An 18,973-nucleotide genomic window follows, 5' to 3' on the forward strand; every position below is an offset into this window, starting at 1 on the left:
AGCATGATCTGGTCATGGATCTCGCCTGTCGGGACCACCCTGGGGGTTACGTTCCAGCACCATTGAATCTTTCGTGTGAAGGTGCGAGTGCTGGTAGCGAAATCGCCTCGTGGCTGCGTGCTGGTCAGCCATACGATGAAGCTGGTGAAGTCGGCCTTCTTCGCCGAATCGGTGCGCTTCTGAGTCGCTGAACAGCCGCAGTGTTTGCACCGCCATCTGGTGCGTCCGGCACCGGTTTTGCCATTCTTGACGAGCTTGTTTGCACATACACGACAGACGGGGTGATTTCTGGGATTGGGCACTGAACATGGTTGCAGAGCATGTTCAATCCAGTCTTGCGCCACTGGCTACTGGGCAAGCAGGCTATCCTGTACACACATTTTGGCCTATAGCCCTCATCTGCGGCTCTTGATCCCGGGACGGACTCGATTGTCCATCCGAGTCCGGTACGGTCGGAGCGCCTTGTCGGAGACTCCGCACCCGGCCTCGCACTCGAGCAGCGGGGCATTCGCCAGTGGCGCCTCGGCGCCGGGTTCGATGGTGCCGGCGGTGTCGATGAGACGGCAGTAGCAGTCCGGACACAGGAATGGTGCATATCTCATACAGATGCTCCTCATGGGCCAGACTCCGCTGACCTGTCATTGGGCATGCGGGCCACGGGCCGACATGAGCGCATGCAATCTGCACGCACCGTCGTTTTCAGACTAGCAGTCGCAGATGTGTGCCGGACGCGATTCGCTCAGGCTTGGCCGGCCCGAGCATAGGCGCCGAGGACCTGACGCTCGGAGTCTCCGAGGTAGGTTGCAAGCTTCTCCGCGGCGGCGCCCGGGCTGTCCTCGAGGTAGGTCTCGAGCACCTGGTGATTGCGGCCGATGAACGGCGCGTGCAGATAGTCGAGGACCTCGACCTTGAGGAAGGCCAAACGCAGCTCGGCGAGCACATTGGCAAACGAACGCATCAGCCGCCTGCTGTCCGAGAGCGAGACCACCGCGTTGTGGAAGGCCATGTTCGCCGTGCCCACGCTCATCCAGTCCTCGGCCGCCGCCGCAGTTTCCGCGGCTTCGATGGCCGCTCTCATCTGCGTCGCGTTCGGGTGGTTCCTCTGCGCGTGCTCGAGCACCGAGCATTCGACGTGATGACGGACCCGGTAGATGTCGATGACGTCGGCCGTGCTCGGCGAGGCCACGGACACGCCTCGGTGCGGGATATGTGTGACCAGCCCCTGCTCCCCGAGCACCCGGAACGCTTCGCGCAGGGTATTGCGGGAGACGTCGAACTCCTTGGCCAGAGACGTTTCGGACAAGCGGTCGCCGGGGCGCAACTCACCGGCGATGAGCCGCTCGGTGAGTCTGTTGACCAGGGAGGATTCGTGATTCACACCTCCATCCTAATGACACATGCCCATCATCGGTGACGTTCTGTCGACAGTTTCCGCAAGAAAATGTGATCTGGGTCTACCTCTGTTGAACAATCAATGCTAGATTGTATAGCGATCTTCCGGATTGCGGTCGAGCGCCGACACTGCGGTCACCTCGATTTCGCTTTCGGATCGTCACCACACCAGGCCCCGTCACACAGTCGGAGACTCCAATGTCGCAATCACCGGAACCCCAACCATCCGGTTCCTCCTCGAACGCCGCCACCGGTTCGCAGCCGAACACCTTAGACGGCAAGATCAGCCGCACCGCCATCATCGGTGCCATCTTCCTCATGGCCACCTCGGCGATCGGGCCGGGATTCATCACGCAGACGGCCACGTTCACCGCCCAGATGGGTGCGGCCTTCGCCTTCGCGATCTTCGTGTCGATCCTCATCGACATCGCCATTCAGCTCAATGTCTGGCGGATGGTGACCTCCTCGGGCAAACGCGCCGCGCAGCTGGCATCCTCGGCCGTCCCCGGATCGGGCATCGTCCTCTCGATCCTCATCGTCATCGGCGGCCTGGCCTTCAACATCGGCAACATCGCCGGCGGTGGCCTCGGCCTCAACGCGCTGCTGGGCATCGACCCGAAGCTCGGCGGTCTCGTCACAGGAGTGCTGGCCATCGGGATCTTCCTGTTCAAACGCGCCGGCAAGGTCGTCGACACCGTCGTGCTCGTCCTCGGCGTCGGGATGATCATCCTCACCTGCATCGTCGCGATCGTGTCGAATCCGCCCGTCGGCGAGGCGATCAAGCAGTCCTTCGTCCCCGACACCATCAACTTCGCGACCGTGACGACCATCGTCGGCGGCACAGTCGGCGGCTACATCACCTACTCCGGCGCTCACCGCTACCTCGACTCGGGCAAGATCGGACCGCAGCACGCTCCCTCGGTCATGCGCTCGGCGCTGTCGGGAATCCTCGTCACCGGCATCATGCGCTACGTGCTCTTCCTCGCCATCCTCGGCGTCGTCGCCTCCGGAGTCGCCCTCGACCTCGACTCGAATGTCGCGAACCCGGCCGGTCAGGCCTTCGCCGCCGTGCTCGGCGATGCCGGAATGCGCATCTTCGGGGCGATCTTCTGGGCTGCGGCACTGAGCTCGGTCATCGGCGCCGCCTACACCTCGGCGACCTTCCTCTCGGCGTTCTCCACGCGCCTCGCAGGCGGCTGGCCGCTGCAGCTGGCGACCGTGACCTTCATCGTCGTCTCACTCATCGTCTACCTCATCGTCGGCACCGCACCGGCTACGCTGCTCGTCTTCGTCGGCGGCTTCAACGGCCTCATCCTGCCCATCGGCCTGACGATCTTCATGTACATCGGCTGGTTCAGACCACGCCTGCTGAGCACGGACGCGTACCCGAAGTGGTTGCTCATCATCGGCACCGCGGCAACACTGGTCACGTGGTACACGGCTGTGCAGTCCATCGGCCCCATCTTCGCAATGATCGGAATCGGAGGGTGACAATGACCACCACGAACGAACTGAGAATCGACCTCAACTCTGACCTCGGGGAGAACGTACCCGACCGTGTCGTCAGCGACGATGCGGCCATGCTCGGCCTCGTCACGAGCGCCAACGTCTCGTGCGGCTTCCATGCCGGCAACCCCGAAGGCATCCGGGCCACCGTCGATGCCGCCACCCGCGGCGGCGTCGTCATCGGCGCCCACCCCGGCTACGACGACTACGAAGGCTTCGGTCGACGCGCCCTCGACGTCCCGGCCGCAACCCTGCAGGCTCAGGTCGAATACCAGATCGGCGCCCTCCTCGGCCTGACCACCGCGGTCGGCGGCACGGTCTCCTACGTCAAGCCGCACGGCGGGCTGTACAACGCGATCGTCCGCGACCAGGCGCAGGCGAAGGTCGTCGTCGATGCGGTCAAGGCCGTCGACGACTCCCTTGTCTTCTTGGGCCTCGCCGGCAGCGTGGCCAACCGGGTTGCCGCCGAGGCCGGTCTGACGGTCGCCGCCGAAGCCTTCGCCGACCGCGCGTACAACCCCGACGGTTCCCTGGTCTCCCGCAGCGAGCCGAATGCCGTCCTCCACGACCCCGAGGCCGTGGCCGCCCGCGTGCTGCGTCTCGTCCAGACCGGTCAGGTCGAAGCGATCGACGGCAGCCTCGTCGATGTCGACGCCCAATCGATCTGCTTCCACGGCGATTCGCAGGGATCGATCGACATGGCCCGCGCCGCGCGCGAGCTCCTCGAATCCGAAGGGGTCACCATCGCCGCATTCGCCGGAGCCGGGCGATGAGCGCGAAGTCCACCGCCGGTGCCGAAGCCCGCGCCCGCATCCGGGCCGGGGCCTCGGAGCCCACCTCGGGGATGGCGCCGGGCCTCGTCCAGGCGAACCTCATCTCCGTGCCCGCCGACTGGGCCTTCGACGTCCTGCTGTTCACCCAACGCAACCCGAAGCCGTGCCCGGTCATCGACGTCCTCGAACCCGGGCAGGTCGAATCGGGTCTGGCCCCGGGCAGCGATCTGCGCACCGACATCCCCGGCTACCGGATCTGGGAGAACGGCCAGCTCACCGGAGAGGTCACCGACGCCACGCATGCGTGGGAGGAACACCCGAACCTCGTGTCCTTCCTCATCGGCTGCTCCTTCACCTTCGAAAACGGACTCACCGAGGCGGGCATCCCGATCCGCCACCAGGACGCCGGACGCAATGTGCCGATGTACCGCACCTCCACCGCGTGCGCCCCGGCCGGTCGGATCAGCGGAGACATGGTCGTGTCCATGCGCCCGATCCCGGCCGCCCAGGTCGCCGAGGCGGTGCGCATCACCGACCGCTTCCCCGCCGTCCACGGCGCTCCCGTCCACATCGGCGAACCCGCTCAGATCGGCATCACCGACCTGAGCACACCGGATTTCGGAGACGCCCCGGCCATCGCCGACGGTGACATTCCCGTGTTCTGGGCGTGCGGAGTCACCCCGCAGGCAGCCGTCCAAGCCTCGGGGGTGCCGTTTGCGATCACGCACTCACCAGGGAAGATGTTCATCACCGACGAACCGGAAGACACCTACCGCCGATGACGACCGACCTGACCTTCCACACCGCTTCCCGGCGTCACCTCCTCGTCGAATGCGCCGACCTGGCTGCGACGATGACCCTGCACCAGAGCCTGGAGACGGCTGACCTGCCCGGCGTCGTCGAGCTCATCCCCGCCGCCCGCACCGTGCTCATCGACTTCGATCCCCGCCGCACCGGCGCCGGGATCCTCGAGCGGGCGATCCGCGGGCTCGACCGCACCGAATCCGCCTGGGCTGCGGCTCGGGAGGTCAGCATCCCGGTGACCTACGACGGGGAAGACCTCGCCGAGGTGGCCGAACTCCTCTCCGTCTCCCCCACCGAGGTCATCGCCCGTCACCAAGCGGCGACCTGGGAGGTCGCATTCGCCGGGTTCGCTCCCGGTTTCGGCTACCTCGCCGGTGACGACGAACTCTTCGATGTTCCTCGCCGCTCTTCCCCGCGCACCCGTGTGCCCGTGGGTTCGGTGGCCCTGGCCGGCGAGTTCACCGGCGTCTACCCTCGATCCTCCCCCGGCGGGTGGCAGCTCATCGGACGCACCGAAGTGAGACTGTGGGATCTCGACCAGCAGCCCCCGGCTCTGTTCGTCCCCGGCACGATCGTGAAGTTCACCGATGCGGAGCGGGACTCCATCAGCGTGGGACACGAGGCAGCGAGCGCGAGCGCGGACGAACAGGCCGGCGCGTCTGCTCCGGCGACGGAGGCGAGCGCGTCATCGGCACACACCCTCGAGGTCCTCCGCCCCGGTCTGCAGCTGCTCGTCCAAGACCTCGGGCGTCCCGGCTTCGCCTCGATGGGCGTCAGCAGTGCCGGAGCCGCCGACCGCACGGCCCTGACGACCGCGAACCGGCTCGTCGGAAACGCCGAAGACGCGGCCGGACTCGAGAGCTTCGGCGGCGGGGCACGGCTGCGGTTCACCGGTGAAGGAGTCGCCGCGGTCGCCGGAGCCGACGGGACGATCACCGTCACCGCCGGCGATGGCAGGGTGTACACGCCCCGCCTCGGCGAGGCCTTCGCTGTGGCCGACGGGGACGAACTCGAACTCGGCACCACCACCCGCGGCATCCACCGCTACCTCGCCCTCCGCGGCGGCATCGACGTCACCACGGCCTTGGACAGTGCGTCGGCGGACACACTCGCGGGACTCGGGCCGGCAGCCCTCGGCAAGGGCACGACGCTCGACCTGCACACCCCCGTCGCCGCACCCCACCTCGTCGATCCGGTCCCAGCTGCCGCACGCGACCTGCCCCAGCCCGGTCAGACCGTGACTCTGACGGTGACCTTGGGCCCGCGGGAGGACTGGTTCACCTCGGCCGGCATCGACACGCTCCTGTCTCAGGAGTGGACGGTCACCCACGAATCCGACCGGGTCGGGCTGCGCCTGTCCGGTGAGGTCCCGCTCGAACGTGCCCGCACCGGCGAGCTGCCGAGCGAGGGCGCGGTCACCGGGGCGCTGCAGGTCCCGCCGAACGGACAGCCGGTGCTCTTCGGCCCCGACCATCCGCTCACCGGCGGCTACCCGATCATCGCCAGCGTCGACGACACCGACCTCGCCGCGCAGCTGGCTCCGGGTGTCACGCTGCGCTTCACCACCTCTGCCCGTGCACACGAGGCACCCCGCACACACGAGAACGAAAGCTGAATCATGTCGACCATCCTCATCGCCAATCGCGGAGAAATCGCCGTCCGCATCATCCGCGCCTGCGCCGAACACGGGCACACCTCGGTGGCCGTCTACGCCGATCAGGACGCCGACGCCATGCATGTGCGCCTCGCCGACGAAGCCTTCGCTCTGCCCGGGACCGGTGCGGGTGAGACCTACCTCAACATCGAATCGATCCTCAGCGCGGCGCGGGCCGCCGGGGCCGATGCCGTCCACCCCGGCTACGGTTTTCTGTCGGAGAACGCGGACTTCGCCGCCGCCGTCGAGGCCGCCGGGCTCATCTGGATCGGCCCGAGCGCGGAGACCATCACGGCACTCGGCGACAAGGTCACTGCCCGCCAGCTCGCGCAGAAGGTCGGCGCTCCCCTGGCGCCGGGCATCGACCAGCCCCTGAAGGATGCGAGCGAGGTTGAGTCCTTCGCCGCCGAGGCGGGACTGCCGATCATCATCAAGGCCGCCCACGGCGGCGGCGGGCGCGGCATGAAGATCGTCCACGAGCTCACCGACGTGGCCGGCGCCTTCGATTCAGCGACCCGTGAGGCCGCCGAGGCGTTCGGTCGCTCCGAATGCTTCGTCGAGAAATACCTCGAACGTCCCCGTCACCTCGAAGTCCAGATCGTCGGCGACGGTCAGGGTCGTGTCGTGGCCGTCGGTGATCGCGACTGCTCCGCGCAGCGCCGCAACCAGAAACTCATCGAGGAGGCACCCGCCCCGGGTTTGTCGGCGGATCAGCGCGAGCGCCTGCACCGTTCGGCCGAAGCGATCTGCGCCGAGGTGGACTACCGCGGTGCCGGCACCGTCGAATTCCTCCTCGCCGCCGACGGCACCATGACGTTCCTCGAAGTCAACACCCGGCTCCAGGTCGAACACCCTGTCACCGAGGCGACGACCGGGATCGACCTCGTCGCCGAACAGTTCCGCATCGCCTTCGGCGACGGCCTGTCGCTCGACTCGACACCACGGCCGCAGGGGCATGCGATCGAGCTGCGCATCAACGCCGAGGACCCCGGCCGCGGCTTCCTGCCCACCCCGGGCCGCATCGACGTCCTCGACGTGCCCGGCGGGCCCGGCATCCGCTGGGATTCCGGTCTCCGTGCCGGTGACACGGTGCAGCCGGCCTTCGACTCCCTCTTCGCCAAGCTCATCGTCCACGGTCCCGGCCGGACTGCGGCAATCGCCCGGACGATCACCGCGGCCAAGGAACTCCACGTCGAAGGGCCGGCCACCGTGCTGCCGTGTTCGCTGGCGATCCTGTCCGACGAGGCGTTCACCCGCCTCGGGGAAGACGGCGTCGAGGGCATCCACACTCAGTGGATCGAATCCGAGCTGCTGCCGCGCTTCGAGGCGCAGGACCGTCCCACACCGGGATCGGGTGGTCAGATGCAGCGGATGCAGATCGAGATCGACGGGAAGCTCACGACCCTCGGGCTGCCCGCCGGGCTGCTCGCCGCCCTCGGTTCGGCCGGTGGGGCCGGTCAGGGCAGCACCGATCAGGGCGGTGACAGCAGTGCCGCCGGCCACGGTGGAGCCGCCTCGGCGAGGGGAGGCGAAGGAGGGGCCGTCGCCGGGGATGTCACCGCACCTGTGCCCGGCAGCCTCGTCGACTTCCTCGTCGACGACGGTGCCGAAGTCGCCGCCGGAGACGAGGTCGCCGTGCTGTCGGCGATGAAGATGGAGACCCGGGTCGAAGCACCGGTCGCGGGCACGTTCCACCGGGTCGCGGCCGTCGGCGATGTCGTCGCGGTCGACCAGGCCATCGCACGCATCGGCTGAGGCATCGGCCAGTCCATCGCACGCATCGGCTGCGGCATCGCCCAGTCCATCGCACGCATCGGCTGAGGCATCCCAGGCGACAACGGAATAGAGTGGTGGACAGCAATGGTTATCCACCACCGATAGCGTCCACCTCAGGAGGAACATTCATGTCACGTCTGTCAGTCGGCGACACCGCCCCGGACTTCACCCTCGTCAATCAGGACGGGAAGTCCGTGAGCCTCAGCGACTTCAAGGGCCAGCGGGTCGTCGTCTACTTCTACCCGGCCGCCATGACCCCGGGCTGCACGACCGAGGCGTGCGATTTCCGGGATTCGCTCTCGGCGCTCAAGGCCGCCGGGATCAACGTGCTGGGCATCTCTCCGGACAAGCCGGAGAAGCTGCAGCAGTTCATCGAGAAGGAGGGCCTGAACTTCGACCTCCTCTCCGACGAGGACAAGTCGATGATGACCGCCTGGGGTGCCTTCGGCGAGAAGAAGAACTACGGCAAGGTCGTCCAGGGCGTCATCCGCTCGACCGTCGTCGTCGATGCCGAGGGCAAGGTCGAACTCGCCCAGTACAACGTCAAGGCCACCGGACACGTCGCCCGCGTGCGCAAGGCGCTGGGCATCGACGCAGCCTGAGCGACCGCTCGCGCGACCGCGGCCGAGGTTTTCAGCATCCCGCGACGCCCCTGCTAATCTTGAGGGCGTCGCGGTCGCCTCGGCGGGCGTTCGGCGCGAGTGGCGGAATTGGTAGACGCGCTGGATTTAGGTTCCAGTGTCTTCGGACGTAGGGGTTCAAGTCCCCTCTCGCGTACCGCAGTCCCCGGTGTGGAGATCGAACAGTTTCCGCACCGGGGATCTTTCATTCTCCGACGCTCATCGTCCACGCTCGTTCGCCCATCACAAAAGATGCACACCGCCCTACATTTCGTACACCGATTTCCACATTGCGTCCCTGCCATCAGTACGCAAACAGAGGTGCTGAACGTAATGTGGTGATTGCCCCAGAACCGGAGAGGTTTGTTGCCCCGGGACCGCAGAGGTAGCCGCGCCGGAACCACAGAAAGGACGACGATGACGTCATCTTCAGCACCGACGATCCGCCCCACCGCCCCTGCCGACGAAGCCCGCTGGAAGGAACTCTTCCGCGCCTATCGTGAGTTCTACCGGCTGCCCGAGTCCGAAGAGATCGTCTCCCGGGTGTGGGGATGGATCACCGAGCCTGATCATGAGGTGCAGAGCCTCGTCGCCGAGGTGGACGGGCGGATCATCGCCATCGCCGACTACCGCCGCTTCGCTCGCCCGTCGACCGGGTCGACGGGAATCTGGCTCGACGACCTCTTCACCGACCCCGAGGAACGCGGTTCCGGCGCCGGACGTACCCTCATCGCCCGGCTGCAGACCATCGCCGCCGAGGAGGGGCGCTCCGTCGTCCGCTGGATCACCGCATCCGACAACGAGCGGGCCCAGGTGCTCTATGAGAAGGTCGCCTCGCGGACGAACTGGGTCACCTATGACGCGAAGCCGGCAGCCGAAGCCGCGGGCTCTTAGGCCATTCGTTCGCGCAGTTCGGCGCGGAAGAGGAGCCGGAAGCGTTCACCAATCGCACACCTCCTGGCGCAGACCCGCGATGAGGGCTCGCAGTCCGAGGTCAAATGCGGCCACAGCTGATGACGACTCAGCGAAGCGCGGGTCGAGTGCCGCTCGGATCTCGGAGAACCGCTCATCCGCAGAGTCTTGGGCGATGAGGTCGTCGGGGGCGATGATGTCGAGGGCAGAACCGAGGACGTGGGCTTCGACCGTGCGCATGACCGCCACCGTCCTCGTCTCCGGCCAGCCGCCTCGGCGCAGGCCCGCGACTACTGCGTCGTACATCTGATACGTCGAAAGATCGCTGATCGATGTCGTCGCGAGCAGGCGGATGAGGTTGGGGTGGGCGGCGAACGCACGCAGATACGAGCGGGCCCACGACTCGAGCGCTTCGTCCCAGCGCACCCTGTCCGCGGATGAGGACACCGAGGCGAACGGACCGACGTCGATGTCGGAGACGATGCGGGCGCGCATGAGTTCGATGAGTTCGGCACGCCCGGAGACATGGTTGTACAGGGAGGACACCTGTCTGTCGACACGTGAGGCCAGCGTACGCATCGACAGAGCTTCAGCACCCTCCTCGTCGACGAGGACGAGCGCGGCATCGACGAGCCGCTGCCGATTGAGCCTCATTTTGCTCCTGCCTTCCTCTTCCATCGTTCCCGCTAGGAGTGTATCGTGTTCTCAGTCACAGACACGAACACTGTTCGTATATCGTGACGGGACGACGAAGACGTGCAGCGAAGCGGGAGCAGAATCGACGTGACGATCTCACATTTCCACAATGGCACCATCTGGCTCGGGTCCGCCGGCGAGACGAGCGACGCACTGCTCGTCGTCGACGGCATCGTCGCCGCGGTGGGTTCGGCCCTGGTCACGGATTCGCTCGCCGAGGCGTCCCTCGCCTCCCGTGCAGACGTCGAGAGAGTCGACCTCGACGGCGGCTTCCTCATGCCCGCCTTCGGCGATGGTCACGCCCACCCGATCTTCGGCGGGCTCGAAGCGGAGGGACCGCAGGTGCGCTCGTGTCCCAGCGTCGACGAGGTCGTCGCCGAGGTGCGTCGTTTCGCCGCAGCGAACCCGGACATCGAGTGGATCACCGGCGCATCGTATGACGGCAGCCTCGTCGAGGGCGGACTCTTCGACGCCCGCTGGCTCGACGAGGCGGTTCCCGACCGGCCGGTCGTGCTGCGCGCTTGGGACTATCACACCGTATGGTGCAATTCGCGGGCCCTTGAACTCGCCGACATCACGGCCGAGACACCCGAACCGATGCTGGGTGAGATCCCCCGCCGGGGCGACGGGTCGCCGCTCGGCACGCTGCGCGAGTGGGGCGCGGTCGATCTCGTCGACGCCGTCCGTCCGCCGCTGGACGAGACCATTCGGCTCCGCGCTCTCGAATGTGCGGCCGACTACTACCTCCAGCGCGGCGTCACCTGGGTCCAAGATGCCTGGGTCGAGCCGGCCGACGTCGACACCTACTGCAAGGCCTCTGCCCAGGGGCGGCTCAAGCTCCGGTTCAACCTCGCCCTCTACGCCGACCCGCGCCATTTCGCGCACCAGATGCCGGACATGATCGAAGCCAAGCAGCGCGTGGATGCTCTGGCCGATCCGCACCTCAGTGCCAACACCGTGAAGTTCTTTGCCGACGGGGTCGTCGAGAACGAGACCGGGTCACTGCTCAATCCCTACTGCTCCTCGCTGCACAATCACGGGCTGCGGGTGTGGGAGGGAGAGACCCTCGCCGAGGCGGTGCGAGCCGTCGACGCCGCGGGCTTCCAGGTTCACATCCACGCCATCGGCGATGCCGCCGTGCGGCAGGCCCTCGACGCCATCGAATCGGCGATCGTCGCGAACGGGCCCCGCGATCGCCGCCCAGTGATCGCCCACGCCCAGATCGTCGATTCCGCAGATCTCGCTCGCTTCGCCGAGCTCGGGGTCATCGCGAACATGCAGCCTCTGTGGGCACAGCTCGATGACCTCATGACCGTCCTCACGATCCCCCGCCTCGGCGAGGAACGGGCAGCCACGCAGTATCGGATGCGCAGCATCCTCGACAGCGGAGGGGATCTCTCTTTCGGCTCGGACTGGCCGTGCACCTCGGGCACGCCCGTCGAAGGTCTGGCGATCGGCACAAGCAGACAGAACGAGCAGGGCGAACCAACCGGCGGATGGACACCGGAGGAGATCGTCGATATCGATCGTGCCCTCGACGCGTACTCGACGGCGGTGGCCCACCAAGCCTTCGCCGATCACTCTCCCGCAGCCTGGGGCGAGATTCGGCCCGGGGCGAGCGCTGATCTCATCAGATTCGACCGCGACCTTCGAGAACTGCCTCCGCGGGAACTCGCTGTGATGCCTGTTCACACCACCTACCTCGGCGGCGTTGCCGTGCATTCAGCACCCTGAGCGAAAGGACGACGATGCCCCACCCACAAGACACCACAGCCCCTCACGGCGACGAGAAACCTCAGGCTGGCGGCGAAGGACAGCTCCGTCGAGCGCTCGGGGTCCCGTCTCTGGTGTTCTTCGGCCTTGTCTACATGGTGCCCCTCACGGTTTTCACGACCTACGGCATCGTCACTCAGGTCAGCGGCGGTCGGGTGCCGCTGGCCTACGTGATCACTCTCCTCGCAATGGTCTTCACCGCCAGATCATACGCAAAGATGGCCCACGAACTGCCCTACGCCGGGTCCGCCTACACCTACACGCAGAAGAGCTTCGGGGCAGGCATCGGCTTCGTCGCCGGATGGGCACTGCTCCTCGACTACCTGTTCCTGCCGATGATCAACTACCTCGTCATCGGCATCTACCTGTCCGCCGCGTTCCCGATGATCCCCTCCTGGGTATTCGTGCTCACCGCGATCGTTCTCGTCACCCTCCTCAATGTCATCGGCATCGTCTCCGTGGCACGTGCCAATATCGTCATCATCGTGGCGCAGGCGATCTTCATCATCACCTTCGCGGCCCTTGGCATCGCCTCGATGTCGGGAACCGGCAGCGTCGACCTCGCCGTCCCGTTCACCGGCGATGGGACCGCGGAGGGATTCGGCAATGTCATGGCCGGCGCCGCGATCCTGTGCCTGTCGTTCCTCGGCTTCGATGCGGTCTCGACCCTGTCCGAGGAGGCCAAAGATGCCAAGCGCACCGTACCTCGCGCGATCGTCATCGCCACCATCACGGGCGGTCTCATCTACATTGTGCTCTCGTTCCTCGCTCAACTCGTCTACCCGTCGAATGACTTCGCCGACGTCGACTCGGGCGCACTCGATGTCATGGCCGCCGCGGGAGGTGAATTCCTCACGATCTTCTTCACCGCCGCCTATGTCGCCGGCGCCTGCGGGTCCGCACTGACCTCGCAGGCCTCGGTCTCACGCATCCTCTTCGCAATGGGACGTGACGGTGTCCTGCCGAAGAGATTCTTCGGACGCCTCTCACCGCGTTTCCACAGCCCGATTCCGGCGACGCTGTCGGTTGGAGTGGTCTCACTGTTCGCATTGGCCATCGACCTCGGGTTCCTCTCGGAGATGATCAGCTTCGGCGCGCTCATCGCGTTCTCCGCAGTCAACCTCGCGGTGATCAAACACTTCATCATCGATGGGAAGCGGCGCGGAGCCCACGCCGTGATGAGCTTCATCGTGCTGCCGGGAATCGGGTTCTGCCTCACTCTGTGGCTGTGGACGAGCCTGTCACCGCGCACCCTGCTCATCGGCCTGGTCTGGCTCGTCATCGGCACCAGCTACCTCACATTCGTCACACGAGGCTTCAGACGTCCGACGCCGATGCTTGACCTGAGCGAGTGACCCCTCGTCGATCATGCTTCGAAGGTCGGCAGAGGCCCAGCCGATTCGAACCGACCGGAAGGACACCTGCCCAGTTCAGCCCTCCTGCTGAAGAAACTGCTCAATCGTCTCGATCGTCGAGGCATTGCCACGGTGCACGGTTGCGTTCATGCCCACGGCACGAGCACCCTCTGCGCAGATGTCGTGGTCATCGATGAAGAGCACGTCCTGAGGTTCAGCGCCCATGCGTTCGAGCGCATTCTCATAGGCCTCCGGTTCCGGCTTGAGCAGACCGGTCTCGTGACTGTAGAGGATCGGATCGAAGACTGCACTGAACCCGAATCGGCGTTCCTCTTCGCAACGAGCGCCGTCGACCGAATTCGACAGGATCGCGACTCCAGCACGCGATCGGAGTGAGTCCGCATAGTCGAACAGTTCGGTGTTGAGTCGACCGCAGTACTCGTCCCACATGTCCGCCTGCATCGCCTCGGCCAGGTCCGAATCCATCTCCAGCGCTCGGCCCACCTTCGACCAATACTCGGTTCTCGTGTCCGCTCGACGATCGATGACCGGCAAGTCCGCCGCCCGGAGACGTGCTCGGTACTCCTCCACTGAAAATCCGGATCGCTCCTGCCACCGACGCTGGAATTGCGGCCGCACAGTGTCGTCATCAACAACCTCGAGGACTCCCCCGATGTCGAAGAGCACCCATCTTCTCAAGTCCATGCGGCAACCCTACCTGCCGATACCCGCACCCCTTGAGTGAATAGCCCAGTTAGAGGCGAATAGCCCAGGTTCAAATCTGGGCTGCCCACCTTAAACTGTGCCGTGGCGAAAAATACCCCGCCTCTTGCAATAGTGTGTCCCACACACTAAAGTGTGTCGCATGAACGAGGATGCGCAGAAGGCGCTGACCACACACGAACTGGAGCTGCGGCGCGGCACCGTCGTCTTCGCCAGTCTCGTCGCCTGCAGCCGCCCGCAGTACGGCTACTCGCTGCTGACGACGCTCACCGAGGCGGGAATTCCCACCGAGGCGAACACTCTCTATCCCCTGCTGCGACGACTCGAGAAGCAGGGCCTACTCACATCCGAGTGGAGCACCGAGCAGGCTCGCCCCCGCAAGTACTACACCGTCACTGACAGCGGCGCCGAAGTCGCTGCCGCACTCCACTCTCAGTGGCTCGAACTCGACTCCAGCATCACGAAGCTCTGGAAGGACGGCACACCATGAGTGCGCTCACCGAAATCTACGTCGACAACGTCGTCCGTCATCTGCCCGAGAACACGCGTGCGGACATCGCCGCCGAGATCACCGCCACGATCGACGATACGGTCGAGGCCCGCCTCGGCGAGGATCCTCAGCCGAACCCCGAACACACGGCCGCCGTCGAACGCGAAGTGCTCGAAGAACTCGGCGATCCGGCCGTGCTGTCGCGGGAGTATTCGAACTCGCCGCAGCACTTCATCGGCCCGAAGTCGTACCCCCTCTTCCTCTGGACACTGCGCTGGATCCTGCCCATCGTCGGTCTGATAGCGGTGCTCGCCAACGTGGTGGTCACCGTCGCCACCACCCCCGATGTCCAGCTCGGGGAACTGATCGGCAGCACTGTCGGCAACACCGTCTCCGCACTGCTGACCGCCTTCGCCGTCATCGCGATCATCATCGGCCTCGGCGACCGCCGTGCCGACGGCGCGGCCCTGCCCCGCATGCCCGGGCAGCAGAAGGGCGCGTGGACGATCGATGATCTCGATCGTCGCGATGTCCGCGGCAGGCAGATCCGCGCCGAGGCAGCCCTTGGGCTGGTCTTCATCCTCGCGTTGGCGACGATCCCCTTCATCCCGACGAGCCTGCTCTACGTCGGCCACATCAACCACGGCGGGACGTTCATCAATCCGGACCTCGGCACGGGCTGGCTGCTCGGCTACTGGGGCTTCCTCGCCCTCCTGGCCGTGGTCGAGATCATCAGGTTCGTGAATGCCTCGACGCGACCGACCGTGGCGATCATCGGCGGGATCATCGATGTGGCCATGGCCGTCTTCCTCACCATCGCCCTGCTCACCCAGCCGGTCCTCCACCCTGAGATCACGAGCGCTCCGAACGCCGACATCCAACAGATCATCGCGGCCGCAGCAATCTGGATCATCACGATCTGGGACCAGGTGAGTACGTGGCGGACGTATCGCGCCCAGCAGAGCCGATGAGGACGGCAGCAGTCCTCTGACGCCCGGCCGCAGTACTCGTGCAGCTCAGCTGCGGCGGCTGGAGATGACCGTGAACTTCTTGTTCCGGGCCAGCTGTTCGCTGGGCCCGATGATGGCTTCGAGGCGATCCCGGTAGCGCAGGTGCGTGTTGAACACGGTGATCACCTGTCCGCCGGGCGCCAGATGTGCCGCGGCCGTGGCCATGAGTGCCGCGGCGGTCTCGGTTTCGATCGTCGTGCCCTGATGGAACGGCGGGTTGAGGACGACGAGGTCGAACTCCCCCAAGGCCGCCACGTCGGCATCGGCGCCGTCCGCGGCATCACCGAGGACGATGTCGACGTCGATTCCGTTCGCCTCCGCTGTGGCCCTCGCCGAGGCGACCGCCGCCTTGGACACATCCACGCCGGTTCCCCGTGAAGCCCCCGTGGCACGCATGGCAGCGGTCAGCAGCCAACCGTTCCCGCAGCCGAGGTCAAGGATGGAATCCGCAACAGCGGCGGGTAAGGCGGTCGAGACCGTCGTCGGAGACGAAGAGTCAGAGTCAGTTCCGGGCAGAGTCGCCAACAGCGCATCGAGGAGCAGCGTCGAACCTTCGTCGCTGCGCACCCCGGAGAAGCAGGCACCGTGGGCTCTGACCTCAAGGTCTCCGACTGTTGAGTGAGCGATGATTCCGCGCTTCGGGAAGCTCGGCAGGCTCGGTGACGACAGCGGTCGGCTGCCGATGATCATCCGGTGCTTGCCCACTCCCGGAGAGACGTCGACCCGACCGAAGCCGCGGGAGAGCTCCTTGTTCACCGCCCGACTCATCGAGTCGCTGCGGCCGATGACGATGATCAGCGACACATGCGGCTGGAGTGCGGCAATGGACTCGGCGAGCGCGTTCGTGGCCTTCGGCGCGTTGATGATCGCCCAGGTCTCCCGGCCACTCTCCCCCGCGAGGACGTCTCCGCCGGCCGCCGTGTCGCACCCGAGCGTCGAGCGCCCACGCCCCGCCTCGGCGGGCGAGGCGATCTCCTCGAGGGAGGTGATCAGCGCAGCGTCGGCAGCCTCGGCGGCAGCACGGGATTCGTCGATGCGATCGTGATGGACGGCCACCTCGGCGAGTTCGCTGAGCAGGCGAGCCTGGAGTCCGCGGGCATCATCGACGACGATGAGGCGATGCGGGGCGTCGGCGATCGCTTCGGCGTCGATGAAGGCACCGGCCGCGTCACGACCGGACACGTCGAGTTCACGGAGGCGGCGGCCGATGATGTATTCGACGAGCATGCGCGCCTGCGGCAGACCAGGCACATCGCGCAGCTGCGGAAATTCCGCCAGCAGATCCCGGCTGCGATGGGCGGCGACAGAATCAGGGGACAGCAGGGAGGCGGACATTCGATCAGTCTAATCCGACCGGACCGCTTGCCGCCTCATCGGCTGTGCAGCGATCAGCCCTCAGCGTCGTGATCGGACTCGATGAGCTGTTTGAGGGCAGCCAGTGCCTCATCGGCACCGTCGCCTTCGGCGCGCAGAACGACCTTCTGCCCGTATTCCGCGCCGAGGCCCATGAGGGAGAGCACGCTGGCCGCGTCGAGAGCATCCTCGGCGGATTCGCCCTCGAGGGCGATGGTGATCTCGAGATCATAGTCTCCGGCCGCCTCGGCCAGCAGAGCTGCTGGGCGGGCATGCAGGCCGACGGTGCTTCCAACGGTTGCGATGGTCTCTGCCATGTCGCTGTCCTTCCTGTTCAGACCGCCCGGGTGCGGGTCGATCGAGTTCTTCGACGCTACTTGGTGGTGCGGTTGTCGCGCTGGGTGCCTCTCGGGCTCACGCCCGGACGAGCCGGCTCACAGACCGAGCTCGTCGAGGATCGGCAGCTCGGCTCGAACCGCGGCTTTCGCCTCGCCCGGACTCCGTGCCGTAAGAGCACGCCGGGCAATCTGCTGTGCTTGGTCCATGGTGACACCGGTCAGCACTTCTGCCACAGCCGACAGGGCACGCGGTGCCATCGACAGGCTGGTGACTCCGAGTCCGACGAGCACGACGGCCAATGCCGGATCGGCTGCGGCCTCTCCGCAGACCCCCACCGATTTCTCGGCAACGGTGCCTTGGGTCGCGGCCATGCCGATCAGTTGGAGGACGGCCGGCTGCCACGAGTCGCTGAGTTCTGCCAGACCGCCGAGCATGCGGTCAGAGGCCATGACGTACTGGGTCAGATCATTCGTGCCGATGGACGTGAACTCGACCTCAGCAAGGATCGATGACGCCTGCAGCGCCGCCGAGGGGACCTCGACCATGACACCGGCAACCGGCAGGCCGGCCGCGTGGACGAGCGTCGAGAACTGCTTGGCCTCCTCTGCTGTGGCGATCATCGGAGCCATGACGTGAACGGTGACCGCATGTTTCTGCGCGGCCACGGCGATGGCCTCCAGCTGACGTTCGAGCACGCCCTGGGCCCTTCGGCTGGTCCGGAATCCGCGCACCCCCAAGGCCGGGTTCGGTTCTTCGCTGTCGGTGAGGAACGGCAGCGGTTTGTCGGCTCCGGCGTCGAGGGTGCGCACGACGACCTTGTGATCGTCGAAGGCCGCGAACACCTCCCCGTAGGCTTCGGCCTGCTCTTCCACGGTCGGTTCGGTGTCACGATCGAGGAAGCAGAATTCCGTGCGCAGCAGACCGACTCCTTCGGCACCGGCAGCAGCAGCCGCCCGTGCCTGAGTTCCGTCACCGACATTGGCACGCAGCGGGATCCTGGTGCCGTCCTTGAGCAGGCAGGGACCGGTGAAGGACTGCAGCCGACCGGCCGTCTCCTTCCACGCTTCGACGAGCTCGGCCTCGGCGGCACCGGGTTCGGTGCGCAGGACGCCGGTGCCGCCGTCGACGAAGACGGAGGTGCGATCGGGGATGTCGCGGACCCCGGCGGCTGCGACTACGGCGGGAATGCCCAACGAGCGGGCGAGGATGGCCGTGTGACTCTGCGGTCCGCCCTCCTCGCAGACCAGGCCGAGCACGAGCTCGGGATCCAAGGTGGCGGTGTCGGCAGGAGCGAGATCCGTGCCGATGAGCACGAAGGGTTCGGCCGAATACGGGATGCCGGGTGCCGGCACTCCGCGCAGTCGGGCGACGAGGCGGGCACGCACATCGAGGACATCGGCCGCGCGTTCGGCCATATAACCGCCCAGCTTCTCCAACTGGGCTGCGGTCTCCTCAGCCACCGTCCAGATCGCGGTCTCCGCATCGGTGTCGGACAGGCGTTTGATCGCCGTCTTCACCAGCGTGGGGTCCTTGGCCATGAGCGCCGTGGCTTTGAGCACGTCGCGGGCATCACCGGTGACCGTTTCGGACCGCTCACGCAGTTCGGCGTGCACGGCGGCCGAGGCCTCACGGATCCTGTTCGCCTCCGCTTCCTGGTCGGCCGGGGCCGGCTTCGCCACGGGCGCGGACACCGGTTCGGGCATGTTCAGCGCCGGGGCGATGACACGCCCGGGCACGACTCCGATACCTGAGAACTCTGCGGACATCCCCATTCCTTCCTCTCTTGCCGATCTTGCC

Annotated in this window: 18 protein-coding genes, 1 tRNA gene and 1 pseudogene; 12 read left to right on the top strand and 8 right to left on the bottom strand. The window is 66.2% G+C overall.

Features of this window, described 5'->3' with window-relative positions:
- Positions 1-125: 125 nt before the first annotated feature.
- The 3 genes and pseudogenes from EB836_RS18510 to EB836_RS13710 all read right to left on the bottom strand — a co-directional run.
- Positions 126-302: pseudogene (locus tag EB836_RS18510) on the bottom strand (IS256 family transposase); the annotation flags it as partial.
- A 93-nt stretch (positions 303-395) separates the two neighbouring features.
- A complete protein-coding gene (locus EB836_RS13705; protein ID WP_135541357.1) occupies positions 396-602 on the bottom strand; it encodes a hypothetical protein in 207 nt (68 codons plus the stop codon).
- Between the two features lie 137 nt (positions 603-739).
- Positions 740-1,378 (bottom strand): GntR family transcriptional regulator, encoded by a 639-nt coding sequence (locus EB836_RS13710; RefSeq protein WP_135541359.1) that lies wholly within the window; start codon positions 1,376-1,378, stop codon positions 740-742.
- A 332-nt stretch (positions 1,379-1,710) separates the two neighbouring features.
- On the opposite strand from EB836_RS13710, the gene EB836_RS13715 reads away from it, so the two are divergent.
- From EB836_RS13715 to EB836_RS13750, 8 genes are all read left to right on the top strand, one after another.
- Complete coding sequence (locus tag EB836_RS13715; protein ID WP_240690000.1) at positions 1,711-2,883, top strand: NRAMP family divalent metal transporter; 1,173 nt, start codon at positions 1,711-1,713, stop codon at positions 2,881-2,883.
- Between the two features lie 2 nt (positions 2,884-2,885).
- On the top strand, positions 2,886-3,671 hold the full coding sequence (locus tag EB836_RS13720; protein ID WP_205683373.1) for a 5-oxoprolinase subunit PxpA: 786 nt from the start codon (positions 2,886-2,888) through the stop codon (positions 3,669-3,671).
- Positions 3,668-4,453, top strand: coding sequence for a putative hydro-lyase (locus EB836_RS13725; protein ID WP_135541363.1), 786 nt, complete (start codon positions 3,668-3,670; stop codon positions 4,451-4,453). The genes EB836_RS13720 and EB836_RS13725 overlap by 4 nt, the downstream gene beginning before the upstream one ends.
- Positions 4,450-6,090, top strand: coding sequence for an urea amidolyase family protein (locus EB836_RS13730; protein WP_135541365.1), 1,641 nt, complete (start codon positions 4,450-4,452; stop codon positions 6,088-6,090). The genes EB836_RS13725 and EB836_RS13730 overlap by 4 nt, the downstream gene beginning before the upstream one ends.
- 3 nt (positions 6,091-6,093) lie before the next feature.
- A complete protein-coding gene (locus EB836_RS13735) occupies positions 6,094-7,884 on the top strand; it encodes a biotin carboxylase N-terminal domain-containing protein (protein WP_135541367.1) in 1,791 nt (596 codons plus the stop codon).
- A gap of 149 nt (positions 7,885-8,033) precedes the next feature.
- A complete protein-coding gene (gene bcp / locus EB836_RS13740) occupies positions 8,034-8,507 on the top strand; it encodes a thioredoxin-dependent thiol peroxidase (protein ID WP_135541369.1) in 474 nt (157 codons plus the stop codon).
- 93 nt (positions 8,508-8,600) lie between these two features.
- Positions 8,601-8,682 (top strand) — tRNA-Leu (locus EB836_RS13745).
- A gap of 260 nt (positions 8,683-8,942) precedes the next feature.
- Entirely contained in the window at positions 8,943-9,419 is a 477-nt protein-coding gene (locus EB836_RS13750; protein WP_135541371.1) for a GNAT family N-acetyltransferase, read from the top strand.
- A 45-nt stretch (positions 9,420-9,464) separates the two neighbouring features.
- On the opposite strand, the gene EB836_RS13755 is transcribed toward EB836_RS13750, so the two are convergent.
- Positions 9,465-10,091: a TetR/AcrR family transcriptional regulator C-terminal domain-containing protein gene (locus EB836_RS13755; protein ID WP_135541373.1), complete on the bottom strand. Its 627-nt coding sequence runs from the start codon at positions 10,089-10,091 to the stop codon at positions 9,465-9,467.
- Between the two features lie 129 nt (positions 10,092-10,220).
- Here EB836_RS13755 and EB836_RS13760 point away from each other — a divergent pair, with 129 nt between their 5' ends.
- A complete protein-coding gene (locus tag EB836_RS13760) occupies positions 10,221-11,867 on the top strand; it encodes an amidohydrolase (protein ID WP_135541375.1) in 1,647 nt (548 codons plus the stop codon).
- Positions 11,868-11,881: 14 nt separating this feature from the next.
- Positions 11,882-13,261, top strand: coding sequence for an amino acid permease (locus tag EB836_RS13765; RefSeq protein WP_135541377.1), 1,380 nt, complete (start codon positions 11,882-11,884; stop codon positions 13,259-13,261).
- Positions 13,262-13,336: 75 nt separating this feature from the next.
- Here the strand turns inward: EB836_RS13765 and EB836_RS13770 are convergent, their stop codons facing one another.
- Entirely contained in the window at positions 13,337-13,966 is a 630-nt protein-coding gene (locus EB836_RS13770; RefSeq protein ID WP_240689983.1) for an HAD-IA family hydrolase, read from the bottom strand.
- A 160-nt stretch (positions 13,967-14,126) separates the two neighbouring features.
- On the opposite strand from EB836_RS13770, the gene EB836_RS13775 reads away from it, so the two are divergent.
- Together EB836_RS13775 and EB836_RS13780 are read left to right on the top strand one after the other, a co-directional pair.
- The gene (locus EB836_RS13775) at positions 14,127-14,474 is read left to right on the top strand and encodes a PadR family transcriptional regulator (RefSeq protein ID WP_135541379.1); all 348 of its coding nucleotides are present in this window, start codon (positions 14,127-14,129) and stop codon (positions 14,472-14,474) included.
- A complete protein-coding gene (locus EB836_RS13780) occupies positions 14,471-15,445 on the top strand; it encodes a hypothetical protein (protein WP_135541381.1) in 975 nt (324 codons plus the stop codon). Before EB836_RS13775 ends, EB836_RS13780 begins: the two co-directional genes overlap by 4 nt.
- Positions 15,446-15,490: 45 nt before the next feature.
- Here EB836_RS13780 and EB836_RS13785 read toward each other — a convergent pair whose 3' ends face one another.
- The 3 genes from EB836_RS13785 to ptsP form a co-directional block, all read right to left on the bottom strand.
- Positions 15,491-16,819, bottom strand: coding sequence for a methyltransferase (locus EB836_RS13785; protein ID WP_135541383.1), 1,329 nt, complete (start codon positions 16,817-16,819; stop codon positions 15,491-15,493).
- 53 nt (positions 16,820-16,872) lie between these two features.
- Entirely contained in the window at positions 16,873-17,154 is a 282-nt protein-coding gene (locus tag EB836_RS13790) for an HPr family phosphocarrier protein (RefSeq protein ID WP_135541385.1), read from the bottom strand.
- A 117-nt stretch (positions 17,155-17,271) separates the two neighbouring features.
- Positions 17,272-18,942: a phosphoenolpyruvate--protein phosphotransferase gene (ptsP, locus tag EB836_RS13795; protein ID WP_135541387.1), complete on the bottom strand. Its 1,671-nt coding sequence runs from the start codon at positions 18,940-18,942 to the stop codon at positions 17,272-17,274.
- Between the last annotated feature and the right edge of the window lie 31 nt (positions 18,943-18,973).

The organism is Brevibacterium sp. S111, assembly GCF_004745075.1.
In the GTDB taxonomy this organism is placed as follows: domain Bacteria; phylum Actinomycetota; class Actinomycetes; order Actinomycetales; family Brevibacteriaceae; genus Brevibacterium.